General features: G+C 73.2%; 23 protein-coding genes and 7 tRNA genes. 10 read left to right on the top strand and 20 right to left on the bottom strand.

Annotated features, from left to right (window positions below):
* Positions 1-68: 68 nt before the first annotated feature.
* Both IEJ02_RS21130 and IEJ02_RS21125 read right to left on the bottom strand, forming a co-directional pair.
* Positions 69-140: transfer RNA gene (locus IEJ02_RS21130), tRNA-Val, on the bottom strand.
* Between the two features lie 66 nt (positions 141-206).
* On the bottom strand, positions 207-662 hold the full coding sequence (locus IEJ02_RS21125; RefSeq protein WP_137980323.1) for a TIGR02611 family protein: 456 nt from the start codon (positions 660-662) through the stop codon (positions 207-209).
* A 190-nt stretch (positions 663-852) separates the two neighbouring features.
* On the opposite strand from IEJ02_RS21125, the gene IEJ02_RS21120 reads away from it, so the two are divergent.
* Together IEJ02_RS21120 and IEJ02_RS21115 are read left to right on the top strand one after the other, a co-directional pair.
* Positions 853-1,266: an SsgA family sporulation/cell division regulator gene (locus IEJ02_RS21120; protein ID WP_003959770.1), complete on the top strand. Its 414-nt coding sequence runs from the start codon at positions 853-855 to the stop codon at positions 1,264-1,266.
* Between the two features lie 312 nt (positions 1,267-1,578).
* The gene (locus tag IEJ02_RS21115) at positions 1,579-2,148 is read left to right on the top strand and encodes a CGNR zinc finger domain-containing protein (RefSeq protein WP_191066292.1); all 570 of its coding nucleotides are present in this window, start codon (positions 1,579-1,581) and stop codon (positions 2,146-2,148) included.
* Between the two features lie 140 nt (positions 2,149-2,288).
* Here IEJ02_RS21115 and IEJ02_RS21110 read toward each other — a convergent pair whose 3' ends face one another.
* Positions 2,289-2,462 (bottom strand): hypothetical protein, encoded by a 174-nt coding sequence (locus IEJ02_RS21110; RefSeq protein WP_165455915.1) that lies wholly within the window; start codon positions 2,460-2,462, stop codon positions 2,289-2,291.
* Positions 2,463-2,530: 68 nt separating this feature from the next.
* Positions 2,531-2,992 carry a hypothetical protein gene (locus IEJ02_RS21105; RefSeq protein WP_191066291.1) on the bottom strand — a complete coding sequence of 154 codons (462 nt, stop codon included), beginning with the start codon at positions 2,990-2,992 and terminating at the stop codon, positions 2,531-2,533.
* 134 nt (positions 2,993-3,126) lie between these two features.
* Between IEJ02_RS21105 and IEJ02_RS21100 the strand changes: the two genes are divergently transcribed.
* Positions 3,127-3,642: a DsbA family protein gene (locus IEJ02_RS21100; RefSeq protein ID WP_191066290.1), complete on the top strand. Its 516-nt coding sequence runs from the start codon at positions 3,127-3,129 to the stop codon at positions 3,640-3,642.
* Between the two features lie 36 nt (positions 3,643-3,678).
* On the opposite strand, the gene IEJ02_RS21095 is transcribed toward IEJ02_RS21100, so the two are convergent.
* The 3 genes from IEJ02_RS21095 to IEJ02_RS21085 all read right to left on the bottom strand — a co-directional run bounded on the left by IEJ02_RS21095 (position 3,679) and on the right by IEJ02_RS21085 (position 6,542).
* Positions 3,679-4,524, bottom strand: coding sequence for a GNAT family N-acetyltransferase (locus IEJ02_RS21095; protein ID WP_191066289.1), 846 nt, complete (start codon positions 4,522-4,524; stop codon positions 3,679-3,681).
* A gap of 138 nt (positions 4,525-4,662) precedes the next feature.
* Positions 4,663-5,490, bottom strand: coding sequence for an aminotransferase class IV (locus IEJ02_RS21090; RefSeq protein WP_191066288.1), 828 nt, complete (start codon positions 5,488-5,490; stop codon positions 4,663-4,665).
* Positions 5,487-6,542: a chorismate-binding protein gene (locus IEJ02_RS21085; RefSeq protein ID WP_191066287.1), complete on the bottom strand. Its 1,056-nt coding sequence runs from the start codon at positions 6,540-6,542 to the stop codon at positions 5,487-5,489. Before IEJ02_RS21085 ends, IEJ02_RS21090 begins: the two co-directional genes overlap by 4 nt.
* Before the next feature lie 160 nt (positions 6,543-6,702).
* On the opposite strand from IEJ02_RS21085, the gene IEJ02_RS21080 reads away from it, so the two are divergent.
* The 6 genes from IEJ02_RS21080 (at position 6,703) to IEJ02_RS21055 (ending at position 7,222) form a co-directional block, all read left to right on the top strand.
* A tRNA-Gly gene (locus IEJ02_RS21080) sits at positions 6,703-6,775 on the top strand.
* A 28-nt stretch (positions 6,776-6,803) separates the two neighbouring features.
* Positions 6,804-6,874, top strand: a tRNA-Cys gene (locus IEJ02_RS21075).
* Position 6,875: 1 nt separating this feature from the next.
* Positions 6,876-6,947, top strand: a tRNA-Val gene (locus IEJ02_RS21070).
* A gap of 24 nt (positions 6,948-6,971) precedes the next feature.
* A tRNA-Val gene (locus tag IEJ02_RS21065) sits at positions 6,972-7,043 on the top strand.
* 11 nt (positions 7,044-7,054) lie between these two features.
* Positions 7,055-7,126 (top strand) — tRNA-Val (locus IEJ02_RS21060).
* A gap of 27 nt (positions 7,127-7,153) precedes the next feature.
* Positions 7,154-7,222: transfer RNA gene (locus IEJ02_RS21055), tRNA-Val, on the top strand.
* Positions 7,223-7,308: 86 nt separating this feature from the next.
* Here the strand turns inward: IEJ02_RS21055 and IEJ02_RS21050 are convergent.
* From IEJ02_RS21050 to IEJ02_RS21035, 4 genes are all read right to left on the bottom strand, one after another.
* Positions 7,309-7,599 carry a TFIIB-type zinc ribbon-containing protein gene (locus IEJ02_RS21050; RefSeq protein ID WP_137980319.1) on the bottom strand — a complete coding sequence of 97 codons (291 nt, stop codon included), beginning with the start codon at positions 7,597-7,599 and terminating at the stop codon, positions 7,309-7,311.
* A gap of 76 nt (positions 7,600-7,675) precedes the next feature.
* Positions 7,676-8,635, bottom strand: a complete 960-nt coding sequence (locus tag IEJ02_RS21045; RefSeq protein WP_317985860.1) for a phosphotransferase — start codon at positions 8,633-8,635, stop codon at positions 7,676-7,678.
* A gap of 395 nt (positions 8,636-9,030) precedes the next feature.
* Positions 9,031-9,249, bottom strand: coding sequence for a hypothetical protein (locus tag IEJ02_RS21040; protein ID WP_191066285.1), 219 nt, complete (start codon positions 9,247-9,249; stop codon positions 9,031-9,033).
* 286 nt (positions 9,250-9,535) lie between these two features.
* Positions 9,536-9,772, bottom strand: a complete 237-nt coding sequence (locus tag IEJ02_RS21035) for a DUF8836 family protein (RefSeq protein ID WP_191066284.1) — start codon at positions 9,770-9,772, stop codon at positions 9,536-9,538.
* A gap of 464 nt (positions 9,773-10,236) precedes the next feature.
* Between IEJ02_RS21035 and IEJ02_RS21030 the strand changes: the two genes are divergently transcribed.
* Positions 10,237-11,592, top strand: a complete 1,356-nt coding sequence (locus IEJ02_RS21030; protein WP_223864169.1) for a serine/threonine-protein kinase — start codon at positions 10,237-10,239, stop codon at positions 11,590-11,592.
* A 181-nt stretch (positions 11,593-11,773) separates the two neighbouring features.
* Here IEJ02_RS21030 and IEJ02_RS21025 read toward each other — a convergent pair whose 3' ends face one another.
* The 9 genes from IEJ02_RS21025 to IEJ02_RS20985 form a co-directional block, all read right to left on the bottom strand.
* Positions 11,774-12,592 (bottom strand): TrmH family RNA methyltransferase, encoded by an 819-nt coding sequence (locus IEJ02_RS21025; RefSeq protein ID WP_191066283.1) that lies wholly within the window; start codon positions 12,590-12,592, stop codon positions 11,774-11,776.
* Positions 12,593-12,672: 80 nt separating this feature from the next.
* The gene (cobA, locus tag IEJ02_RS21020; RefSeq protein ID WP_191066282.1) at positions 12,673-13,893 is read right to left on the bottom strand and encodes a uroporphyrinogen-III C-methyltransferase; all 1,221 of its coding nucleotides are present in this window, start codon (positions 13,891-13,893) and stop codon (positions 12,673-12,675) included.
* A gap of 107 nt (positions 13,894-14,000) precedes the next feature.
* Positions 14,001-18,296, bottom strand: a complete 4,296-nt coding sequence (cobT, locus tag IEJ02_RS21015; protein ID WP_191066281.1) for a nicotinate-nucleotide--dimethylbenzimidazole phosphoribosyltransferase — start codon at positions 18,294-18,296, stop codon at positions 14,001-14,003.
* 280 nt (positions 18,297-18,576) lie between these two features.
* Positions 18,577-19,830: a precorrin-6y C5,15-methyltransferase (decarboxylating) subunit CbiE gene (cbiE, locus tag IEJ02_RS21010; RefSeq protein WP_137980314.1), complete on the bottom strand. Its 1,254-nt coding sequence runs from the start codon at positions 19,828-19,830 to the stop codon at positions 18,577-18,579.
* A gap of 296 nt (positions 19,831-20,126) precedes the next feature.
* Complete coding sequence (locus IEJ02_RS21005) at positions 20,127-20,774, bottom strand: GNAT family N-acetyltransferase (RefSeq protein WP_137980313.1); 648 nt, start codon at positions 20,772-20,774, stop codon at positions 20,127-20,129.
* A gap of 198 nt (positions 20,775-20,972) precedes the next feature.
* Positions 20,973-21,797 carry a MetQ/NlpA family ABC transporter substrate-binding protein gene (locus tag IEJ02_RS21000; RefSeq protein WP_137980312.1) on the bottom strand — a complete coding sequence of 275 codons (825 nt, stop codon included), beginning with the start codon at positions 21,795-21,797 and terminating at the stop codon, positions 20,973-20,975.
* 91 nt (positions 21,798-21,888) lie between these two features.
* Positions 21,889-22,677 carry a methionine ABC transporter permease gene (locus tag IEJ02_RS20995; protein ID WP_191066280.1) on the bottom strand — a complete coding sequence of 263 codons (789 nt, stop codon included), beginning with the start codon at positions 22,675-22,677 and terminating at the stop codon, positions 21,889-21,891.
* Complete coding sequence (locus IEJ02_RS20990) at positions 22,674-23,729, bottom strand: methionine ABC transporter ATP-binding protein (protein ID WP_191066279.1); 1,056 nt, start codon at positions 23,727-23,729, stop codon at positions 22,674-22,676. The genes IEJ02_RS20995 and IEJ02_RS20990 overlap by 4 nt, the downstream gene beginning before the upstream one ends.
* Positions 23,730-24,131: 402 nt before the next feature.
* Complete coding sequence (locus IEJ02_RS20985; protein WP_191066278.1) at positions 24,132-24,779, bottom strand: HAD-IA family hydrolase; 648 nt, start codon at positions 24,777-24,779, stop codon at positions 24,132-24,134.
* Between the last annotated feature and the right edge of the window lie 108 nt (positions 24,780-24,887).

The following is a 24,887-nucleotide window of genomic DNA, read 5'->3' as shown; positions in this document are numbered from 1 at the left end:
ACACCCTCGGACATGCGGCAACGCCGAGGGCCCGGAAGGCTGATGCCTTCCGGGCCCTCGGTCCAGGGTGGGCGATACTGGGTTCGAACCAGTGACCTCTTCGGTGTGAACGAAGCGCTCTCCCACTGAGCTAATCGCCCTGGCGCACGCCCAACATTAGCGCATGCCGGACCGTGCTCATGACCAGTCCCGCGACACCGGACCGCTCACTGCTCGATCTTCCACGGCATCACGACGCCGAACTTCCACACATAGGCCGACACCGCCACGGCGCAGATCACCACCGCGATCGTGGTCAGTATGAGATTGCGCCTGCGCACCTTCGGGTCCAGGGCGCGGTGCGCCGCCTCGGTGACCTTGCGTTTGGTCCAGGCCAGAACCAGCTGGGCCCAGACGAACTCGGTCGCCCAGATCGCCATTCCGGCGAAGATCACCAGCCACCCCGGGCCGGGCAGCGGCAGCAGGATGACGCCCAGGGCCACGACCCCGAGGCCGACGATGAACACGCCGACCTGCCAGCTCAGATGGAGCGGGCGCGACCGCTTGATGAACCGCGGCGCCCGGGAGCCCCATACCGGCTCCTTCTCCGGTGCGTCGTCCCCCGTCGCGACCTGGGGCCCCGCCTCGGCGGCCCCGCGCCGCCCGTCACTCTCCGCATTCATGTGACCCAACTTACCTGATCGTTTGAAGTCACCGGAACGGCGGTAGTGGCCAACCGAAAGCTGGGCCGCATGAGCTACCAGAAGAGCCGCAAAACGGTCAGAGGGGTTTACAACGGCACCGTAGGTGGCATGTCGATTTCGCCGACGTGCGAATCCCCGAGCGCACACTGAGCGAAAGGCCCTGGCGCTTATGAACACCACGGTCAGCTGCGAGCTGCACCTGCGCCTCGTTGTGTCGAGCGAATCCTCACTGCCTGTACCCGCGGGCCTGCGGTATGACACGGCCGACCCTTACGCCGTGCACGCCACCTTCCACACCGGAGCCGAAGAGACGGTCGAATGGGTGTTTGCCCGCGATCTTCTCGCCGAGGGTCTGCACCGGCCCACCGGCACCGGCGACGTCCGGGTGTGGCCGTCCCGCAGCCACGGCCAGGGAGTCGTCTGCATCGCCCTGAGCTCCCCGGAGGGGGAGGCACTGCTCGAAGCCCCGGCGCGGGCCCTGGAGTCGTTCCTGAAGCGAACCGACGCCGCGGTGCCACCCGGTACCGAACACCGCCATTTCGACCTCGACACAGAGCTCTCCCACATCCTGGCGGAGAGCTGAGACCCGGCGAGAGCTGAGCGCTCGGCCGTCCGACTCGGGGAGACGGCGCGAGCCGGGGCGCGACCGCATCACGTACCGACGATCCCGACCATGGCAATCCCGACAACGGCAGAGGCAGGCGACGGTGCCGTCGCCGCGGCAGCACCCGCGGTGACGGCACCGTCGTGTGACCGCCCGGGGCCGTCGCCCCGGGGCCGTCGCATGACCGCCCGGGGCCGCCTGGGACACGTCCGGGGCCCGGCAGGACTAGAGTCGGGCAGATCGAGGGCAGCCCAGGGGCAGCCGCCGACCCAGCCGGCCAGGGAGCCAATCGTGCTGATCAACCACGACACCCGGTGCGCGCTCGACGCCGTCGTCGATCTGGTGAACACCGCGCCCGAGGGCGCGGACCGGGACGACCTCGCCGATGTCGCCGCACTGCGCCGGTTCGTCGAGCGCAATGACATCAGCGACATCGGCACGCTCGGGGAGCGCGACCTCACCGCGGTACGGGCCGTACGGGCCCGGTTCGCCGAGGTCTTCGCGGCGGCCGGGAACGAGGGCGCCGCCCGCCGCACCGCCGAACTGCTCAACGCGATGATCGCCGCGGCCGGCACCACGCCCCGGCTCACCGACCACGACGGCTACGACTGGCATGTGCACTACTTCGCGCCCGGCGCCTCGCTGGCCGACCACCTCGCGGCCGACGGCGGGATGGCGCTGGCGTTCCTCGTGGTGGGGGGCGAGCGGGAGCGGCTGCGCCGCTGTGAGGCCCCGGACTGCCGCCACGCCTTCGTGGACCTGTCCCGCAACCGCTCCCGGCGCTACTGCGACAGCCGCACCTGCGGCAACCGGCTGCATGTCGCGGCCTACCGCGCCCGGCGCCGCGAGGCCGCGAGCTGACCGCCCGCGTACGGCGGTCGGAGGCCGGGCTGGACGCCTCACCACCGGCACCACCGGTAGCCGGGCTGGACGCCTCACCACCGGCACCACCGGTAGCCGGGCTGGACGCCTCACCATCGGTAACCGGACGGGGCGCCGCCTCACCACCGGTGGAGGTCGTGGACAGCGGTCACGAAGAGCAGGGTGCCGATGAACGCCAGGAACAGCATCAGCGGCGGCTGCGAGAGGGCGAAGAGACAGCCACGGGTCTCGTCGCTCGGCGGAACAGGGGGTCCTTCGATGGGGGATTGCTCCCCGGGCGGTGATTGCAACATCTCGCGGAGATCATGACCCAGCCATGAGCCCGCCTGCGACCAGTGATCGTTTTTTGATCGGTCGCTTGTCAGATCCCGTGCTTTTTGAGTATGGCCTCGATGTCGGAGAAGTCATCTGTGCCAGAGCTCGTTCCGCCCTTGGTCTTCGGCTTCCCCGACGCCTTGACCCCGGTGGCTCCCCGTCCGGGCCCCAGGGCGGGCTCCGAGGCCCCCGCGGACACCCCGCCGGCACGTTCGGCGGCGGCCGCCGCGCGGCGCTCCTTACGGGTGCCGCCGGAGCGGTGCTCGACCGCCCGGGTGATCATGAACAGCGCCCAGGAGAGGCCCAGCAGACCGAAGCCCAGCCAGATGCTCGGCTTGAAGACGATGTCGGTCAGCCAGTCCAGGACGCCGGTCATCGCCAGGCCCAACGGGATCAGGGCGTAGGCGGCGATCCGGGTCGCCGCCAGGAACCGCTTGCGGTACGCGGTCAGCCCGGCGATGCCCAGACCGGCCGCGGACAGCGCGGCGCAGATGGTGTCGGTCAGCATCGTTCCTCCCCGCGGACTGGGCTTCCGGTATGTCCATCGTGCACCCCGTAAGGCAGCCGGGGCCATGGCCCGAGCCCGGGATCAGGGACATCTCCGGGTACGGAGCAGGCTCCGGGGGCTGGAAGACTGGCCCCATGAGCCACACCGACCCCTCTCCCCGCCCCGTGCTCGACGTCTGGTGCGAGCTGCAGTGCCCCGACTGCCGTACCGCCCTGGGCGATCTGCGCGCGCTGCGCGACCGCTTCCAGGACGCGCTGGACATCCGGCTGCGCCACTTCCCGCTGGAGCGCCACCGGCACGCCCACGCGGCGGCCCAGGCGGCCGAGGAGGCCATCGCCCAGGGGCGCGGCTGGCCGTTCGTCGAGGCCGTCCTGGAGCGCACCGAGGAGCTCGGGACCCGCGGTGAGCCGCTGCTGGTGGAGGTGGCCCGGGAGCTGGGGCTGGACGCCGAGGAGATGGACACCGCGCTGGTCGACGGCCGGCACATCCTGATCGTGGACGCGGACCAGGCCGAGGGCCGGGCGATCGGGGTCACCGGCACCCCCACGTATGTGATCGGCGGCGAGCGGCTCGACGGCGGCAAGAGCCAGGAGGGGCTGCGGGAGCGCGTGGAGGAGATCGCCGCCCGGCTCGTCGCCGAGCGGTCCTGAAGCCCTGAAAGCCCTGAAAGCCCTCAGAGCAGGCCCTTACAGCAGCGGCTTGTAGAACAGGTACTCGACCGGCTCGTAGCCCAGCGACTCGTACAGCCGCAGCGCCGGGGTGTTGCCGCCGAAGACGTGCAGGCCCAGGCTGCGCGCCCGGTGGGCCAGGCTCGCGCGCTCGGCGGCCAGCATCAGGGTGCGGCCGTGTCCGTGGCCGCGGTGCTCCTCGGCGACCTCGACGACGTAGACGTAGGCCTCCCCGCTCTCGGCGGCGTCGGGCTCCCCCTCGCGCAGCGCGATCCAGATGGTGCCCACGTCCGTGCCGCCGTGGGCGAGGGCGCGCAGCAGGGCCCCGGGGGTGTCCGGGCCCTGCGGCAGCAGCCTCGCGTAGTCGGTGTCCGCCTTGGTCTCGGCCTGCTGCCGGGTGAGTCCGCGCGCCAGCAGACCGGCGACGTATCCGGCCCGCACGTGGGCGTGCCACGCCGGGTAGTCGGCCTCCGTAAGGGGACGTATCGCGCTGCCCTCGGGCAGCTCGGGCGGGTCCGTGAGCCGCTTGAGCATGTCGCGGCCGCGCTCGCGGTAGCCGAGCGCGGCCGCGAGCCCGAGGGCGGTCGTGACCGACGCGGGGACGCTCACCATCAGCTGGGTGCAGCCCCAGCCGCGCAGCACCTCCTCGGCGGCGAGCGCGGCGACCGTGCCGCGGCCGCGGTGCCGGTCGGCCTCGTCGATGTGGAGCCACTCGATACGCCCGGCCGCCGGGCCCAGGCGGGCGTCGGTGGCGAGGCGTACGGAGCCGACGGGGCGGCCGTTGACACACACCTCGTACGCGCGGGCACGCCCGCCGCCGTCGGTGTGCTGTTCGGGCGCGGTGGGCCGCAGAGTGGTGGTCACGAAGGTGTTCTACCGGCCCGACGGGCGATCGTCACCCGTTTTCCGGCGCGGATCCGCCGCGACGGGCCGGTCAGGCCCCGGGCTTGCCCGCTCAGGGCCCGGCCGCCCGCCCGGGGCCCGATGTCCGCGACCGCCCGCTCAGGGGTCGATGTCCGCGGCCGCCCGCTCGACGAAGATCCGCAGGGCCTCGGCGGTGACCGGGCCGGGCGCGCCGGGCAGGGTGTGGCCGTCCACCCGGTGCACGGCCTGTACGTCGCGGGTCGTGGAGGTCAGGAAGACCTCCTCGGCCCGGTGCAGCGCGTCCAGTGGCAGATCGGTCTCCTTGGCGCCCACCCACTCCAGCACCAGGGCGCGGGTGATCCCCGCGAGGCAGCCGGAGGAGAGCGGCGGGGTGTGCAGCTGGCCGTCGAGGACCACGAAGACGTTGGAGCCGGTGCCCTCGCAGAGCGCGCCGACCGTGTTGCCGAAGAGGGCCTCGGTGGCGTCCTGCTCGCGGGCGCGGGCGAGCGCGACCACGTTCTCGCCGTACGAGGTGGTCTTCAGGCCGGTGAGCGCCCCGCGCTCGTTGCGCGCCCAGGGGACGGTGATCACGGCCGTGGCGTCGGGCCTGCGGGCCGCCTCGGTCAGCGCGACCACCACGGTGGGCCCGGCCGTGCCCCGGTCGGAGCCGAGCGGTGAGATCCCTCCGGTGTAGGTGATCCTCAGCCGTCCGAACGTCACGGGGTGGGCCTTGAGCACCTCCTCGCAGCCCCGCCGCACCTCGTCCAGGTCCGGTTCGGGAAGCCCCAGGCCCTCCGCCGAGCGGGCCAGCCGCCGCAGATGGCGGGTGAGGGCGAAGGCCCGCCCCTCGGTGGCCTTGACGGTCTCGAAGACGCCGTCGCCGACCGTGAGCCCATGGTCGAACACGGACACCATGGCGGTGTCCGGGTCGCGGAGGGATCCATCGAGCCAGATGGCCGGTTTCATCGCGTCGCCCTTCCCGTCGGCTGCTGTACACCCGACGCTACCGCGAGCAGCCGGGCGGCCTTGAGTTCCGTTTCGTCCCATTCGCGCTCCGGGTCCGAGCCCCAGGTGATGCCCGCCCCGGTGCCGAACCGCAGCACGGCCCCGGCCGGGCCGCGGTCGATCCAGAAGGTCCGTATGCCGACCGCCAGCTCACCGGTGCCACGGTCGGCGTCGACCCAGCCGATACCGCCGCAGTACGGGCCACGGGGCGCGGTCTCCAGCTCCTCGATGACGCGCAGCGCGCTGGACTTGGGCGCGCCGGTGACCGAGCCGGGCGGGAAGGTGGCCGCGAGCAGTTCCGGCCAGCCGGCGCCGGGGGCGAGCTCGCCCCGCACCGTGGAGACGAGGTGGACCAGACCGGGGTGCGGTTCGACCGCGCACAGCGCGGGGACGGTCACCGAGCCGGTGGCGCAGACCCGGCCCAGGTCGTTGCGGACCAGGTCCACGATCATCACGTTCTCGGCGTGGTCCTTCTCCAGCAGGTCCTCGGGGCCGCGGCCGGTGCCCTTGATGGGGCCGGACTCCACGGTGCGCCCGGTGCGCCGCAGGAACAGTTCGGGCGAGGCGGTGGCGACCTCCACCCCGTGGGCCGGCAGCCTTACGGTGCCCGCGTACGGGGCGGGGTTGCCCAGGGCCAGCAGCGCGGTCAGCGCGTCCACATCGGCCCCGGCCGGGTCGGGCAGCGGCGCGGACAGCACCCGGCAGAGGTTGGCCTGGTAGACCTCACCGGCCGCGACCCGCCGCCGGACGGCGCGCACCCCCGCGGTGTAGGCGGCCCGGTCCAGTGACGAGGTCCACTCCCCCGCCCCGGGGCCGCGCCAGCCGCCGGGCGCGGGCGGCGGCACCGGCGCGGCCCGTACATCCCCGAAGCGAGCGCAGACCAGACGGCCCTCGAAGTCCGCGACAACGGCCCAGAAACCCCGGGTTTCCAGGGCCGACGGGTCGCTGGTGACATCCCGTAGATCGGTGGCGAGCAGGCCGCCGAAGCGGGCGAGCGGGGGCAGGTCGTACACGGTTGCGAGTCTATGGTGCCCAGGTCAGGGCGGCCTCGGGAGGGAGTGCGGCGTGCGAGCAGGGCAGCACGCTGCGGAAACGGAATTTGAGCTGGCCCCGGAATCCGCTAGAGTTCAACACGTCGCCGGGACGCGGAAGCGCCCCGGAGAAACGGCACCTGCGGACGTGGCTCAGTTGGTAGAGCATCACCTTGCCAAGGTGAGGGTCGCGAGTTCGAATCTCGTCGTCCGCTCGGAGTGGGGGTTTCGACCCCCACGGCTGGTGGAGTGGCCGAGAGGCGAGGCAACGGCCTGCAAAGCCGTCTACACGGGTTCAAATCCCGTCTCCACCTCGGACGATTAGCTCAGCGGGAGAGCGCTTCCCTGACACGGAAGAGGTCACTGGTTCAATCCCAGTATCGTCCACTCGGATCCTCGCGGATCCACCCCGCGCGATTAGCTCAGCGGGAGAGCGCTTCCCTGACACGGAAGAGGTCACTGGTTCAATCCCAGTATCGCGCACGCAGTCCTGCGGACGATTAGCTCAGCGGGAGAGCGCTTCCCTGACACGGAAGAGGTCACTGGTTCAATCCCAGTATCGTCCACTCGGATCCTCGCGGATCCACCCCGCGCGATTAGCTCAGCGGGAGAGCGCTTCCCTGACACGGAAGAGGTCACTGGTTCACTCCCAGTATCGTCCACACCGATCGGCGGAGGGCCGGAGCGAAAAGCTCCGGCCCTCCGGCGTTTCTCGGCCAAGAGGCTTCTCAGCAGGCCAAGAGGGGTCTCAGGACGAGAAGAGCATGTGCCCGAAGCCGCGCTTGTGGTGACCGTGGTGGCCATGGTGGCCGCCGTGGTGTCCGTGCTGCGGCGCGCCCCACGCGGGCGCGGCCGGGTACGCCTGCGGGGCACCGGGCGGGGCGGGCGGCACCGCTTGCGTCCACTGCGCCTCGAGGCGGGTCAGCGCCTCCAGCTCCCCGTAGTCCAGGAAGATCCCCCGGCAGCCGCTGCACTGCTCTATCTGCACGCCATTGCGGTTGTACGTGTGCATCGGCGCATGGCACTTGGGACACTGCATGGTCCGCTCATCTCCTCATGCTTCGGACAAGCGCGCCGGAACATGCGTCCGGGCGCGTGGACTTCACCCTACGGCCTCATCCCGCGGCCTCCATGAAATGGGCGATGCGGACGGACGCCTCCACCATCGCCTCCTCGGCCTCGTCCAACGCCCGTCCCGAGGCCGCCGCCTTGGCGAGCGCGAGCGCGGCGGTCTGGACGGTGAGGGCGCGGGCGGGCACGTCCAGCCGCGGCCAGGGGTCGCGCTGCCCGGCGGCGGAGCCGCCCGCGGCCCGGTACGCGCCCAGGAACCGCTCCCAGTCCTCGGCGGCGAGCAGCCCGGCGGCGTACCAGGCGGCGGGGCGGGCGAGGTCCCAGGCCGGGTCGCCGAGGCCGAGGTCGTCGATGTCGATCAGCCGCCAGTCGGTGGCGCGGTGGCGGATGAGCTGGCCGAGGTGGAGATCGCCGTGGCAGAGGCTGGTGCCTTCGGTTCCCTCGTTACCTTGGTCGCTTTCGTTGCCTTGGTTCATGCGATCCGTACGGTCCACACCCCGCGCCCAGCCCGGCAGTCCGGCCCAGGCCCGCAGCACGGCCCGGATGGCCACGCTGTCGGGGAGCGCCGCCGCCCGTAGCCGGGCGATCGCGCGGGCCGCCTTGGCCGGGCCGCGCATCGCCGGGAGCGGGCCGGGCAGTTCGGCGGCCGGCACGGCGTGCAGCCGGGCCAGCAGCTTCCCCGCCTCGGCCCAGGGGGCGGCGTCCGGTGCGTCGGGTGCCACGGGTTCGCCGTACGGCCAGAGGGTGACCTGCCGCCCGTCGGGCAGCGCCCCCATGCCGTCGACCGGTGGCAGCAGTATCTCCGCGCACCGGGGGTGGGCCGCGACGCCGAGCCGGACGGCCAGCTCGGCCGGGTCCGTGCCGGGCGGGTGCGCCTTGGCGACGAGGTGGCCGCACCGGACGACGGTGGCGTCGGGCCGGTCGGCCAGGACGGTCACCTCGGCGGTGGCGTCGCGCCGGGCCCGGCGGAGGGCGGTGACGAGCTGCGCCGCGGTCCGGCTCACGGCTTCCCCCCATGTCATCGGCTGCCCCGGGATCCTAGCTCTTGCCGGGCGGAGTGCCGGGGCTCCGGCCCTCCTGGTGTCGGGCGATACACCCGCGCGCGGACCCCACGCTCCCCGCCCCTGGATGGGCGTGGCCTACCACCACCCGGCCCACGCCCCCGAATGGCAGGCCCCGGACGCCGAGGCCGCCCTGCAGGCCATCTGCACCTTGCTCATCGACAGCCTGCGCCCGCGCTGACTCCGCGTGCGTTCAACAGCCGAATGGGCCCAAACGGCGCGATGCCCGGACAGCTCCCCAGCTGTCCGGGCATTCGTGCCGTCCGCCGCACCCCCGTCCCCACGGGGTTAATGGCCGGAAGTCCCCGGCCCGGGCCGCTCTCCCGGGCCCGGGGCGCTCAGCGCCCCAGCATTCCCGCCACGGACGACGCTTGTGTGACGACGGCATCCCAGCCGCCGAAGGTGATGGTCAGGAGGATGGCCATCGGCAGCACCATCGCCGCCGCGACCAGAGGATGGCGGGTGCCGGTCTGCGGGCCGCCGAACGCGTCCACCGCCGCGCTCACGGGCCTGCGACGACGTGTTCCGATGACCGTGCGTCCAGCCGTGTCCGCCATCGTCCCTCCTCCGTCACATCTGGGGGCGGCGAGCGTCTGACCTCGGGGGACGAGTGCTGCGCCCGCCGCTTGACGACAACATTAGGCGCGCGGCCCGGTCCTCGGCGTCATGCCTTCGTACCGATTGCCGGGCCTCCCGGAGGATGACCCCGGGAGGCGTCGACTACTCCCCTGGGTGGAGATGCGCCCTCACGCCTTGGGGTCTTCCCGGAGGGGACCGCGGAAGGGATCCCTCCGGGGGCCCTCCGGAGCTCGCGGAGTGTGCCCCTCCGAGCGCGTGCGAGCCCTACTCACCCTCCCCCTCCTCGCCCCGCGGCACCGGCTGCTCCACCAGGGCCAGGACCCGGTTGGCCATGAAGCGGGCCGTGCGCACCGCGGACCCATTACGGGTGACTTCGCTCACTTCCACCACCCCCCGCCGGACCGCCGTCTCGACCCTCCGGCCCGCCCTGGTGGCCACCACTTCATACGTCCGCGTCGTGTCCCCCGCGTCCACGACTATCTCCACACGATCACCCTTCACGGTCTCAATCCCCCTCCTGAGACGGCCTTTTGAGATCACGCAGCAGCGAGCCCGAGCGCGGATTGCCACGATTCCGGCCCACTTCTCCAGGATCCCAGGCACCACTGACAATCCATCGGTCGACGCATGCGCGGCCTCTCAGCGCGAGGGGCCGTCAATCCGTAAGCTGTGCACGTCAGACGGACGGCAGCGGAGCAACAGCGGCGAACCGACGGCAGTTCGACGGGCAAACGGCAAGCAGACGGCAGCGGATGGGGCTCCCCACCAGGGGTTAGGGCCTGTCTGGAGTTGTGATCCAGGGAGCGGGGCGTGGTGCGTGCGATCGCAAGGCACCGGAAGACCCTCGTAGCGGAGCTACTAGGGCATTTCGGCAACGCCGCGAGCGTGCGTGCCACGCCCCGCGAACCCGGATCACAGCTCCAGACAGGCCCTAAGGGCCTCCCCACCGGAGGTAGGGGACGGACATGGCGATGATGCGGCTCCGGCGCGAGGACCCGCGTGTCGTCGGCTCCTTCCGCCTCCACCGGCGGCTCGGCGCGGGCGGCATGGGGGTGGTCTACCTCGGCTCCGACCGGCGCGGACAGCGGGTGGCCCTGAAGGTGATCCGGCCGGACCTCGCCGAGGACCGGGAGTTCCGGTCCCGGTTCGCCCGGGAGGTCTCCGCCGCGCGGCGGATCCGGGGCGGCTGTACGGCCCGGCTGGTGGCCGCCGACCTGGAGGCCGACCGCCCCTGGTTCGCCACCCAGTACGTACCGGGCCCCTCCCTGCACGACAAGGTGAACGAGGAGGGCCCGCTGCCCGCCGCCCAGGTCGCGTCGATCGGGTCGGCGCTGGCGGAGGGGTTGTTGGCGGTCCATGAGGCGGGGGTCGTCCACCGCGACCTCAAGCCCTCCAACATCCTGCTCTCCCCCAAGGGCCCGCGCATCATCGACTTCGGCATCGCCTGGGCAACCGGGGCCAGCACCCTCACCCACGTGGGCACGGCGGTCGGCTCGCCCGGCTTCCTCGCGCCCGAGCAGGTGCGGGGCGCGGCGGTGACCCCGGCGACCGACGTCTTCGCGCTGGGCGCCACGCTCGCGTACGCCTCGACGGCGGACTCGCCGTTCGGGCACGGCAGTTCCGAGGTGATGCTGTACCGGGTGGTGCATGAGGAGCCGCAGCTGCTGGGCGTCCCCGACGCCCTGGCGCCGCTGCTCCACGCCTGCCTGGCCAAGGACCCGGAGGACCGACCGAGCACCCTGCAACTGTCGCTGCGGCTGAAGGAGATCGCGGCGCGCGAGGCGCACGGGCACGGCTCCGGTGCCGGGGGCTACGGCGGCGGGCCGGGCCGTCCCCCGGCGCGGCGCCCCGAGGCGTACGCCGACCAGCACACCGAGCGGCGCTCCGGCGGTACGCCCGCGCCGCGGAGCGGGCCCCCGTCCCCGCGGCCGGGAGCCAGTACGGGCGGGGGCTCGGGCCGCCCCTCGGGGCGGAACACGCCCGCGCGCCCGGCGCAGCGCCGGGGTGGCGCGAGACCGCCCGCGCGTACCGGGCGCCCGGCCCAGACCGTGCGCACCTCGCCGAACGGGCGCCGCCCCGGCGGGCCCAACCGCCGGCTGCTGCGGCAGCGGCTGACCGTGTTCGTCGTGGTGACGCTGCTGGTGGCATTGGGGATCGCGGCGGCGCAGGGCTGTCAGGGGCCGGCGAACGGGCTGGGTGCGCCGCCCGGGCCGACGGAGTCGGTCTCGACGACGGCACCGGGCTCGGTGGCGACGACGGCACCGGGCTCGGTGGCGACGACGGCACCGAGCTCGGTGGCGGCTGAGGCTGACGGCCGCTAGGGGTCTTGGCGCCTGCGGCGGGCTGCTCCCCTCCCCGCCCCTTCCCGAAACTGGGGCTCCGCCCCAGACCCCGCTCCTCAAACTCCCCCAGCCGCCGCTGGGAGGTGCCCCCTGGAGGGGCTGAGGCGGGGCTTCGCCCCAGACCCCGGGGGCCCAGGGGCGAAGCCCCTGCACGCGGCTGTCAGAGTCCCGGTCTGCCCGATGTGACCGCGTAGAAGGCGACCGCCGCCGCCGCGCCCACGTTGAGGGAGTCCACGCCGTGGGCCATGGGGATCCGGACCCACTCGTCGGCGGCCATCAGCGCCTGGGTGGAGAGCCCGTCGCCCTCCGCGCCCAGCATCAGCGCGACCCGCTCCAGGCGGTGCGGGGCCGCGTCGTCGATGGTGGTGGCCTTCTCGTCGGGGGTCAGTGCGAGGATCTTGAAGCCCGCCTCCCGGACCGCCTCCAGGCCGCGCGGCCAGCTGTCCAGGCGGGCGTACGGCACGGAGAAGACGGCGCCCATGGAGACCTTGACCGAGCGCCGGTAGAGCGGGTCGGCGCAGTCCGGGGAGAGGAGCACGGCGTCCATGCCGAGGGCCGCCGCGCTGCGGAAGATGGCGCCGGTGTTGGTGTGGTCGTTGACGGACTCCATGATGGCGACGCGCCGCGCGCCCCGCAGGATCGTCTCCGCGTCCGGCAGCGGCTTGCGCTGCATGGAGGCGAGGGCGCCGCGGTGGACGTGGTAGCCCGTCACGCGTTCGGCCAGTTCGGGGCTGACGGCGTAGACGGGGGCGGGGACGTCCTCGATCACGTCCCGCATCACATCGACCCACTTGGACGACAGCAGCATCGAGCGCATCTCGTAACCGGCGACCCGGGCGCGCCGGATCACCTTCTCACCCTCGGCGATGAACAGGCCCTCGGCCGGCTCCCGCTTGCGTCGTAGCTCCACATCGGTCAGACCCGTGTAGTCGCTCAGCCGCGGGTCGTCCGGATCATCGACGGTGATGAGATCAGCCACTTAAGTGATACTGCCTTGTCCTGGATGCGGTGCCAATGAGCTCGACGCGAATAAGTTACCGGCGGTTACGTCCGATGACGTCACCGGTGGGCACGGGACGAGAGGGCGACGACCTCGCCGATCACCACGACCGCCGGGGGCCGTACGCCCTCGGCCGCGACCTTCTCCCCGACGGTGGCGAGGGTCGCGTCCACCCGGCGCTGGGCCGGGGTGGTGCCCTCCTGGACCACGGCGACGGGGGTGTCGGCGGCGCGGCCGTGGGCGACGAGGGCCGCGGCGATGGCGCCGATCTTCTCCACGGCCATGAGCAGCACCAGCGTGCCGCGCAGCCTCGCCAGCGCCGCCCAGTCCACCAGGGAGCTGGGGTCGTCGGGGGCGACATGGCCGCTGACCACCGTGAACTCATGCGCGACACCCCGGTGGGTCACCGGGATCCCGGCCGCGCCCGGGACGCTGATGGAGCTGGAGATGCCGGGCACGACGGTGCACGGGATACCGGCCTCGGCGAGCGCCTCCGCCTCCTCCATGCCGCGCCCGAAGACGAAGGGGTCGCCACCCTTGAGGCGGACCACCGACTTGCCCGCCTTGGCGTGCTCGATCAGCGCGTTGTTGATCGCCTCCTGGGCCATGAAGCGGCCGTACGGGATCTTCGCCGCGTCGATCACCTCGACATGCGGCGGCAGTTCATCGAGCAGATCACGCGGGCCGAGGCGGTCGGCCACCACCACGTCCGCCTCGGCGAGCAGGCGGCGGCCGCGCACGGTGATCAGGTCCGGGTCGCCGGGGCCGCCGCCCACCAGCGCCACATGGGGGCCGCGGGTGCGGTGGCGGGGCGCGGCGAGGGTGCCGTCCCGCAGCCCCTCCACCACGGCGTCGCGTACGGCGGCGGAGCGGCGCGGGTCCCGCCCGGTGAGGACGGCCACGGTGACGCCCTCGCTCCGCCCGGTGGCCGGAGTCCAGGCGGAGGCGGCCTCGGCGTCGTCGCTGCGCACGCACCAGACGCGGCGCGCCTCGGCCTCGGCGGACGCGGCGGCGTTGGCCTCCGGGTCGTCGGTGGTGATCAGCACGTACCAGGCGCCCTCGAAGTCGCCCTCCTGGTAGCGGCGGCGCTCCCAGCGCACCTCCCCCGCCTCGGCCATGGCCTCGACGGAGGCCGTGGCGGACGGCGAGATCAGCAGGATGTCCGCACCGGCCGCTATCAGCGCGGGCAGCCGGCGCTGGGCGACCTGACCCGCCCCGAGGACGACGACACGCCGCCCGGAAAGGCGCAGCCCGACCGGGTATGCGAAGTTTTCGGACATGGCGGTGCGGCTCTCCTCATGCGAAGCAACGGCCGCTGCGGCGCTGGAGCGGCTGATCGACTGTGGGGCGGGGCCCCCGCCGACACCCTACGTGGCGGGGGCACGCATCAGTTCTTCTCCGTGACCCCCGCGGAGTCGAACGTGGCCACCTCGTGCATCGCCCGTGCGGCGCTCTGCACCACCGGGAGGGCGAGCAGCGCCCCGGTGCCCTCGCCGAGACGCAGGTCCAGGTCGACCAGGGGGCGCAGGCCCAGCTTGTTCAGGGCCGCCACATGGCCCGGCTCGGCGCTGCGGTGGCCCGCGATGCAGGCCGCCAGCACCTCGGGCGCGATGGCCCGGGCGACCAGCGCGGCGGCGCCCGCGCTCACCCCGTCCAGGATCACGGGCGTACGCAGCGAGGCGCCGCCCAGCAGCAGCCCGGCGATCGCGGCGTGCTCAAGGCCGCCGAACGCCGACAGGACGCCGATGGGGTCGGCCGCATCGGGCTGGTGCAGCTCGAGCCCGCGCCGTACGACATCGATCTTGCGCGCGTGCATCTCGTCGTTGATGCCCGTGCCGCGCCCGGTCACCTCGGCCGGGTCGGCGCCGGTGTAGATGGCGACCAGGGCGGCCGACACGGTGGTGTTGGCGATCCCCATCTCTCCCGTGAGCAGCGCCTTGTTCCCGGCGGCCACCAGATCGCGGGCCGTCTCGATGCCCACCTCGATGGCGCGCAGCACCTCCTCGCGGGTGAGCGCGGGGCCGATGGTGAAGTCTCCGGTGCCCGCCCGCACCTTGCGCGGCAGCAGCCCGGGGGTGCTGGGCAGGTCGCTCGCCACGCCGACGTCCACGACGCACACCTCGGCGCCCACCTGGCCGGCGAAGGCGTTGCAGACCGCGCCGCCGCCCAGGAAGTTGGCCACCATCTGGGCGGTGACCTCCTGCGGCCAGGCGGTGACGCCCTGGGCGTGCACCCCGTGGTCGCCCGCGAAGATCGCGACGGACGCGGGCTCCGGGATCGGCGGCGGGCACTGCCGGGACAGCCCGCTCAGCTGGGCCGAGATGATTTCCAGCATCCCGAGCGCGCCGGACGGCTTGGTCATCCGCTTCTGCCGCTCCCACGCCTCGCCGAGCGCCTTGGCGTCCAGCGGGCGGATGCCCCGCAGGGTCTCCTGGAGCAGGTTGTGCGGGTCCCCGCCGGGCAGGGTGCGGCGGCCGTACGCCTCCTCGTGGACGACCCAGGACAGCGGGCGGCGCTTGGACCACCCGGCCTTCATCAGCTCCGGCTCCTCAGGGAACTCGTCGACGTATCCGACGCACAGATACGCCACGACCTCCAGATGCTCGGGCAGCCCGAGCTCCCGCACCATCTCGCGCTCGTCGAAGAAGCTGACCCAGCCGACGCCGAGGCCCTCGGCGCGGGCGGCGAGCCACAGGTTCTCCACCGCGAGCGCGGAAGAATACGGCGCCATCTGCGGCTGGGTGTGCCGACCGAGGGTGTGGCGGCCGCCGCGGGTGGGGTCGGCGGTGACGACGATGTTGACCGGGGTCTCGAGGATGGCCTCGATCTTCAGTTCCTTGAACTGCTTGGCCCGGCCCTTGGGGAGGGACTTGGCGTACGCGTCCCGCTGGCGCATGGCCAGCTCGTGCATGGCCCGCCGGGTCTCCTCCGAGCGGATCACGACGAAGTCCCACGGCTGGGAGTGCCCCACGCTGGGCGCGGTGTGCGCGGCCTCGAGGACGCGCAGCAGGACCTCGTGCGGGATGGGGTCGGGCCGGAAGCCGTTACGGATGTCCCGGCGCTCGCGCATCACGCGGTGGACGGCGGCGCGCTCGGCCTCGTCGTACCCCTCGGCGCGGGGGCCGAGGGGGATGGGGACCGCCTCGGGCTCGGGGTCGGGGTCAGGGTCGGTTTGCGACTCGGGCTCGGTTTCCGGCTCTGGCTCCGGCTCCGCCGCGTCCTTGGGGGCCACCTCGGGGGTGGCGTTCTCTGGGGCCGTCTCGGGTTCCGATTCCGGCTCGGGCTCCGGCTCGGGGGCTACGGCCTCGGCGTCGGCGGCTTCGGCGTCGCCGGCTTCGGAGGGGCCGGTCTCGGGCTCCGTGGCCTCAAGGGCGGCGGCTTCCGGGTCCGTGGTCTCCGGTTCGGCGGTCTCGGCCTCGGGCTCGGTGGGTTCCGTCGCACCGGCCTCGGGCTCGGTGGCTTCCGGGGCGTCGGATTCCGGCTCTGTGGCGTCCTGCTCGGTGGTCTGGGAGTCGGGCTCGGTGGCCTCGGGCTCGGCAGTCTCGGGCTCGGCGGCTTCGCCTTCGGGGGCCATTTCGGGTGCCGTGGCCTCGGGTTCGGCGGGCTGGGTCTCCGCCCCTGCCTCTGCCTCGGCCGTGGACTCGGTGGCCTCCGTACCGGCTTCCGGCGCCGCCTCGGCGACCGCTTCCGCCTCCGGCTCGACGGGCGGCGCCTCGGCCTCGGCCGTCTCGGGCGCCTCCGCCTCGGGAGCTTCGCTCGCGGCGGCCTCGGCGTCCGGGATGTCCGCCGCTTCGGCCTCGGGAGCTTGCTCCTCCGGTGACGGCTCCTCAGCCACGGCCTCGGCCGCTGTCTCGGGGGTCTCCGCCTCTGCGGCGGTCGGCTCGGGCTCCGGCTCGGCCGCCGCCTCCTCAGGTGCCTCGGCCGCCGCCTGCTCCTCGGCGGGCTCCTCCGGCGTCGCGGCCTCGGCCTCCGGTGCGGCCTCCGCCTCGGCCACGGCATCGGCCTGCGGCTCGGCGGGCGCCTCCTGCTGGGGCGCCTCGGCGGCCGGTTCCTCAGCGGCGGACTCCTCGGGCTGAGGCGTCTCGTCCTCGGCCACTATCGAGTGCCCCGGGTCCACGGCGGGCTGCTCCACCGTTTCGGCGGGCTGCTCCGGGAGTTGCTGAGCGGCGGCCTCCTGGGCGGGGGCCTCCTGGGCGGGGGCCTCGGCGGCGGGAGCGGGCGGCTCCTCGATCGCGATCGGCTCATGGGCCAGCTGCGCCGGGATCTCCGGCGCGGCCTCCACGACCGGAGCCGGGACGGCTTGGGCCCCGGGCTGTTCGGTGACGGGCTCCGCCTGGGCCTGGGCCGGGATCTCGACGACCTGCTCCTCGGCCACGGCGGCCTGCGGGGCGGGCTCCACGACGGGCGCCCCGGCCTGGGCCGGGATGGTCGCCCCCGTCTGGTGCGGGTCCGCGACCGCCGGGTCCGCGACCGCCGGGTCCGCGACCGCCGGGTCCACATACCCCTGGTCCATCGCGACCGGCTGCGCCTCCGGCGCCACCGCCTCGGTCGCCACCGCCTCGGGCTGGGCGAACTGCTCGGGAGCGGGCTCCGCCTCGGGCACCTCCGCGACCTGGGGCCCCTCGGCCGGAGCGCCCGTCTCCACGGGAGCGGCCTGCCGCACCGGCGGCGTGGAGTCCCACGCGTCCCCCGGCGGCGGGGCGTCGACCAACTGCGAGAGGTCCGCGAGCTGGGGCCCGGGGAGCCGACTCGGGTCGTCGGGCTGCGGGGTGAAGTACTGCGGCCCGGCGGCGTACTGGGGCGCGGTGGAGTAGTCCGCGGCCAGCGGCTGCTCGGGCATGACCGGCTGCTGTTCCGGCATGACCGGCTGCTGCTCCGGAGCGACGAACTGCTCGGGTGCGGCGAACGGCTGCTCAGGCATGACGAACTGCTCGGGCCCGGCGAACCGCTGCTCGGGCATCCCGCCCTGTTCGGGCGCCGGGACGCCCTGCGGCGCCCCCGCCCCGTACTCCGGCTGCGGCTCGGGCAGCGCCTCGGGCGGGGACGCGACCTGGTGCGGCACCTGCGGCTGCGGCTCGGGCGCGATCCGCGGCTCCGGGGCCTCCGGGACGGCCTGCTGCTCGGGCGAGACCTGCGGCTCAGGCGCCGCCTGCGGCTGCGGCTGGGGCTCCGGCTGGCGTACGGGCGCGGCGTGCCGACCCGCCGCAGGGCCCCGGTCGGCGAGCGAACGCACCACGCCGTTGGAGGTGTCGGGCACCGGCGGGCCCATGTGGAGCGGCCGCCGGGCGGGGGCGGTGGGCGTCGCGTAAGCGGCCGGGGCGGGGGCGGGGGCCGGCTGCGGTACGGGCTGCTCCGCCACGGGCTGTGGCTCGGGCATCTGGGTCTCGGCGTACGCGGCGGGGTCGAGCACGCCCGCCTCGTACGCCCCGGTCTGGTACTGGGCCTGCTGCTCGCTCCAGGCGCCCTGGGCGCCCGGCATCAGCAGCAGGTCGTCCTCCTCGCCCACGTGCTCGGAGCCGTCGAGGAAGGTGTAGGCGGCGCCGGAAGGGACTCCGGGCTGCGGCTGCTCGATGTAACCGGCGTCGGCCGGCGGGGCGTGGACATCCGCCGGGTGCGGGTGTCCGAGTCGTCCGCCTGCGTTCTCCGGCAGTCCCTCTCCCGGGACCTGGCCGGTGTCGGTCATGCGTACCCCTCGCCCATCGCTAGTGCTCCTTCCAACCGCCTACCGCCGAGAGCAAGCCCCCTGAGCAAGAACGAGCATGCGCCGTGCGCGGCACGTAGACACGCCCGAGGCTTGCCTACCGCAGCCCCGCCAAGGGAGGGGCACATTCCGGCCTTTGGCCAATAAAGCACCGAACGCCGGGCAGCGGTAAAGGCAGTACAACGATCCGCCAGCCTACCCCGCGCGGCGCCCCGGGCAGGTCACCGGGGCGAAGCTCGGGGCGAACGTCACAGGGGCAAAATCACTGGTGCGGGCGGTGGCCGCACAGCATGAAGGCGACCGCGCGCTCCCGTTCGGTCCAGCCCCGCGTGTCCAATTCGACGGACTGCGACAGCACGCATTCGACGGCGTAGCCGCCGTCCTCCAGCGCCGCGCCGATGGCCTCCGCCTCGTCCCGGGTCGCGGCCTGCGTGACGATGCGCTCGGGGCGGCGCGCGGCGCACGCGGCGACCACGGGCGCGCCCCCGCCGCCGATCCGCACCACGTCCGGCTCGGGCAGGTCCTCCAGCACCTCGGGGGCGACGCCCTGGACCACCTGGAGCTGTACGGCGAAGCGGCGGGCCAGGGTGGCGGTGCGCTCGCAGGCTTCCGGGTCGCGGTCGACGGCGATGACGGCGGCGCCGAACCCGGCGGTCTCGACGGCCGCCGCGCCGCTGCCCGCCCCGATGTCCCAGACCAGGTCGCCCAGGCGGGGGCCGACGCGGGCGAGTTGGAGGGCGCGCAGCTGCGGGGACTCGCCCTCGCTCAGCGCGGTCCCGTACGCGGGGCCGGGCAGCGCCCAGCCGCGGACGGCGCCCGGGTAGCCGGGCTCGCGTCCGGCGATCCAGCCGCCGCTCTGCAGCGCGCCGCGGGCGGCACCGGCCGATGAGCCGCCGCGGACGGGCGCTATGCCGGAGCCGCCGATGACGATGACGACGTTGGGGTCGCGCCAGGCGTGGTCGGCGGCCTTGTCGGAGGTCAGCACGGTGACCTGCTCGCGCTCGGTGCCCAGGGCCTCGCAGATGACGAAGGTGCGGTGCACCGGGCCGAGCAGCAGCGCGAGTTCGGCGGGCCCGGCGCCGGGCGAGGTGAGGACGGCGACCTTGGTGTGGGCGCGGCAGACGTTGACCGCGCGGCGCAGATCGCGGCTGTGGGCGACGACGACCTGGGCGTCGTCCCAGGGCATCCCGGCCCGCGCGAAGGCGGTGGCGACGGAGGAGACGGCGGGGACGACCTCGACCTCGAGCCCGTGCTCGGGGGCGCGCAGGGCGCGGACGACGCCGAAGAAGCCGGGGTCGCCGTCGGCCAGGACCACGGCGGAGCCGCGGTGCTGGGCGATCCTGCGGGCCGCGAGGTCCACGCTGCCGAGCCGGATCCGCTCGGCGCCGGGCGGGACTTCGGGCAGCGCCAGGTGATGGGCGGCGCCCGCCACGAGGGTGGCCGCGCCGAGGGCGGAGCGGGCCGCGTCCGTGAGCGGGGTGCCGTCCCAACCGATCACCGTGACGCGGTCGGCCATCGTCCTTGTTCTCCCCTATGTGTGGTGGGTCGGGTCTGTCTGGTGCGTCGCGGTGGGGTGCCGGTGCGTCGCGGCTGTGGTGCCCGTGAGGGTCCACGGGCGGGTCGCGGCCGGTGCGCCGCGGATGTGCGGGTCACGGCCCCGGACGCGGCCGAGGCGCGGGTGCTCGGCGCGGACAGAGAGTACCCCGGCTGGTCCGGACCGCCGGAGCGGGGGCGGGCGCGGGGGTGGTGCGCCGAGGGCGCGGATGGCGCGAATGCGCCGGATCTCCGCCCCGGCCGGGGTGCGGTGGGGTGTCAGCCCCAGTCGGAGTAGGTGGGGTAGACGCCGAAGCCGTCGGGCCCGGAGATCCGGTCGGGGGCGCCGTCGAGGTCCTCGGCGAGCAGGCTCCAGACGATGAGGTCGGTGCGCAGATCGGTCCAGCCGCCGTCCTCCGTCTGGGTGCGGGCTATCCAGGCGTTGCGCAACACGCCCTCGCTGATGCAGCCGACCTTCTGGGCGACCTGCTGGGCGGCGGTGTTGCCCGCGGCGGTGCGCAGCTCCAGGCGCTCGAACTTCTGGTCCTGGAACAGCCAGCGGGCCACGGCCAGCACCGACTCGGAGGCATAGCCCTCACCGCGCGCCCAGTGGGCGACGATATAGCTGACCTCGGTGGCCAGCAGCCGCCAGTCGGTATTGCGCAGATGCACGATGCCGACGAGCCGCTGGGTGAGGAATTCGGCGACCGCGAAGACGATTCCGCGGCCGGTGGTCCGTTCCGCCGGGGCGAGCCGCAGCGCCTGGTCGCGGGCGTCGCCGAGGCTGTACGGATACGGCGCCCGGGTCCAGGCGATGACGCTTTCGTCGTTCATCATGTCGGCGAGCGCGGGTATGTCCGCTTCCTCGAACGGGCGCAGCACCAGCCGTTCCGTGCTGATGGAGATGTCCGGGAAGGTGGATGTCATGCGCCGCTCCGTAACCGGGGGTGGTGGTCTGGGCCGTGGAAAGGCCCAGCATGCAGCATCACCCAGGGGAAATGCAGCACGGGGGGTGAATCGGAAGGCTCCGCATCCGATTGTGGTCCGGATGCGGAGCCTCGGGAGATCCGCCGGCGGGCGGGAAACGTTGGCGAATTCGTTGCGGTGGTGACGGTGTGCCGCGGATCAGAAGGACGGCAGCACGGAGCCCTGGTACTGGTCCTTGATGAACTTCTTCACCTGCGGGGAAGTGAGGAGCTTGGCCAGCTTCTTCACGCGCGGGTCGTCCTCGTTGCCCTTCTTCACGGCCAGGAAGTTGGCGTACGGGTTGTTCTTGGGCGACTCGAGGATGATGGCGTCCTTGGCGGGCTTGAGGTGCGCCTCGATGGCGTAGTTGCCGTTGACGACCGCGGCGTCCACGTCGTCGAGCGACCGCGGCAGCTGGGCGGCCTCTAGTTCCTTGAACTTCAGGCCCTTGGGGTTGGCGGTGATGTCCTTGGGGGTGGCCTCGTTGCCGACGCCGCTCTTGAGCTTGATGACCCCGCCCGCGTCCAGCAGCTTCAGCGCGCGGGCCTCGTTGACCGTGTCGCTCGGGACGGCCACGGTGGCGCCCTTCTTGAGCTCGTCGGCCTTCTTCACCTTGTGCGAGTAGAGGCCGAGCGGCTCGAGGTGCACGGTGACGACGGGCACGATGTCGGTGCCCTTCTTCTTGTTGAAGTCGTCGAGGAACGGCTGGTTCTGGAAGTAGTTGGCGCCGACCGAGCCGTCCTGGGTGGAGAGGTTCGGGGTGTTGTAGTCGGTGAACTCCTTGACCTCGAGCTTGAGGCCCGCCTTGTCGGCCAGGTGGTCCTTGACGTAGTTGAGGATCTCCGCGTGCGGGACGGGGCTCGCGGCGACGACCAGCGCGCCGTTCTTGTCGTCCGACGAACCCGGGGCGCCGCATGCCGCGACACCGAGGGCGAGCGCTCCGGCGGCGAGGACGGTGGTGACGGTCTTGGTGGTGTTACGCACGAAAAGTGCCTTTCTTCGAGGGCGCACGCATCCGCCGCGGGTGCGGAAGCGGAAGACGAGCGGGGTGGTACGGGGTGCGGGGGTGTGGGGCTCAGGGGACCTTGGTGGGCTCCACGGTCTCGATCTCGGCGGACGCGGCCCGCCGCTCCGGCGCCGGAGCGGGCTTCCCGGCCCGGGACGCGCCGCCGCGCAGCAGCACCAGCCGCGGGGCGACCGAGGAGCGGCCGCGGTGCGACAGGCCGCGGGCGGCGTGGTCGCCCGCGAACTGGATGATGGAGATGACCACCGCGAGGATGGCGACGGTGATCCACATCAGCTTGGTCTCGAACCGCAGATAGCCGTAGCGGACCGCCAGGTCACCGAGGCCACCGGCGCCGACCGTGCCGGCCATCGCGGAGTAGCCGATGAGCGCGACGATCGTGGTGGTCGCGCTGGAGATCAGCGCGGGCAGCGACTCGGGCAGCAGCACCTTGCGGACGACGGTCCAGGTGGAGCCGCCCATCGACTGCACGGCCTCCACCAGCCCGCCGTCCACCTCGCGCACCGAGGTCTCCACGAGCCGGGCGTAGAAGGGGATGGCGCCGATGGCCAGGGGCACGATGGCGGCCTCGGGGCCGATGGTGGTGCCGACGATCGCGCGGGTGAAGGAGATCAGGGCGACCATCAGGATGATGAACGGCATCGAGCGGGCGACGTTGACGACCTGCCCGACGACCTTGTTCACCACCACGTTCTGGAGCACTCCGCCGCGGTCGGTGAGGACCAGCAGCACGCCGAGCGGCAGTCCGCCGACGACGGCGATCAGCGCCGACCAGCCGACCATGTAGAGGGTGTCCCAACACGCCTGCTCCAGCAGGGGCTCCATCTCGGACCAGGTCACTTGGCGCCCTCCTTGAGCAGCGGGGTCGGGTTCGCGCCCGGGCCGTCGGCGATCGCCGCCACATCGACCTGGAGGCCCTGCTCGCGCAGGAAGCCGATCGGGACGACGTTCTCCTCGAACCGGCCGGGCAGCTCGATCCGCATCCGCCCGACCTGGTGGCCGCCGACGGTGTCCATGGCGGCGCCGAGGATCGAGATGTCGATGTTGTACGTACGGGACAGCTGGGAGATGACCGGCTTGGTGGCCGCCTCGCCCTGGAAGGTGAGGTCCACGACCGTGCGGTCCTCGCCCGAGGGCACCCCGCCGACCGGGAAGAGCTCCTGGGCCAGCTCGGAGCCGGGCGTGGCCAGCAACTCGCTGACCTTGCCTGACTCCACGATCCGCCCGTCGCGCATCAGCGCGGCCGAGTCGCAGATCGTCTTGACGACGTCCATCTCGTGGGTGATGAGCAGCACGGTCAGGCCCAGCTGCTCATTGAGTTCGCGCAGCAGCTGGAGGATCGAGCGGGTGGTCTCGGGGTCCAGCGCGGAGGTCGCCTCGTCCGAGAGCAGCACCTTGGGGTCGCCGGCGAGCGCGCGGGCGATGCCGACGCGCTGCTTCTGGCCGCCGGAGAGCTGTGCGGGGTACGCCTTCGCCTTGTCGGCGAGGCCCACCAGCTCCAGCAGCTCCAGGGCCTTGCGGGTGCGCTCCTTGCCGGAGACGCCGAGGATCTCCAGGGGCAGCTCGACGTTGTCCCGCACGGTGCGCGAGGAGAGCAGGTTGAAGTGCTGGAACACCATGCCGATACGGCTGCGGGCCTGGCGCAGCGCGGACCCGGCCCTTTGTCCCCGCCCGGCGAGCGCGGTCAGGTCCTGGCCGGCCACGCTGACCGTGCCGGAGGTGGGGCGCTCCAGGAGGTTGACACAGCGAATGAGGGTGGACTTCCCGGCGCCGCTCTGCCCGACGACGCCATACACCTCACCCTCGCGGACATGCAGATCGACGCCGTCGAGGGCGGTGACCTCACGGCCTCGTGAGCGGTAGACCTTGGTCAGGTCCGTGGTGGTGATCACAGGGTTTCCGTCACTGTTGAGTGCACGGCGGTTGGTGCCGCCGGGCACGGCTCGTTCATTGCGGAACGCGGCAGGGTGGACCCGAGGGCATGCCCGGTGTGGGGGCGCGGTTCGGGTTCCGGTGACGCGGGGCGGCGCGGTCCGGCGCGATGGACGCACGGATCCGGCCCAGCGGGTCTCGCTTCGGGGCGCGAGGCTCAGGCAGGGGCCCTCAGCGGTCACACATTCGACAGCGACAACGAGCACCGGGCGCGGGGATCGCCTCGGTCGCGGGGATGCGGCAGCTCGTCGTGGTCATGGCTGCAAGTAAAACAGACAGCGGTGCGGACCCATCAAGGGTGTCCGCATAACGGACAGCACCGCTCGGTCCGTGGACGGTCGGCGGGCTGGCCGGGACCCGTCTCAGACCCGGCAGGTGATCTCCACTCCCCCGGCGGAGACCTGCGCGGACACGGCCGACAGGTCCTCGACCACGACGTCGGCGACCAGCTCCGCCCGGTCGGTCGTTGTGGCCAATGCCACGGTCCGCATCCCGGCCGCGCGGCCCGCCGCGAGCCCGGCCGGGGCGTCCTCGAAGACCACACAGCGTGCCGGGTCGACTCCGAGCCGCTCGGCGGCCAGCAGGAACGGCTCGGGGTGGGGCTTGCCACGGGTGATGTCATCGGCGCTGATCAGCGTCCCCGGGCGGATCGCCACCTCCGCCAGGCGGGCCTCGGCCAGCTCGCGGTTGGCGGAGGTGACCACGGCCCAGCGCCCGGCGGGCAGCCCGGCCAGCAGCTCGGCGGCGCCGGGGAGCAGCTTCACCCCGCCCGGTACGTCCTCCAGCTCCAGCTCGTCGATGCGCGCCCGGGCCCGCGGGGCGCGGTCGGCGGGGAGCAGGTCGGCGATGATGTCGTCGGCCGGGCGGCCGTGCAGCTCGACCCGGGCGAAGTCCTCCGCCGCGATCCCCTGCTCCTCGGCCCAGCGGGTCCAGCAGCGCAGGACCGAGTCCAGGGACGAGACGAGGGTTCCGTCGTTGTCGAACAACAGCGCGTCAGCGGAGATCTTCATGAGCCGCAGCGTACGTGGGGGTGGCGCGGGCCCTCGGGCGCGGGGGCCGCGCGCGGTGCGGGGCCGCGCGCGGTGCGGTGGGCCGGGCGCGGTGCGGTGGGCCGGGCG

It is taken from the genome of Streptomyces sp. 5-10, assembly GCF_014712245.1.
Classification (GTDB): Bacteria; Actinomycetota; Actinomycetes; order Streptomycetales; family Streptomycetaceae; genus Streptomyces; species Streptomyces violaceusniger.
The sequence above is the reverse complement of the archived record's forward strand: the minus strand, read 5'-3'. Positions and strand labels throughout refer to the sequence as shown.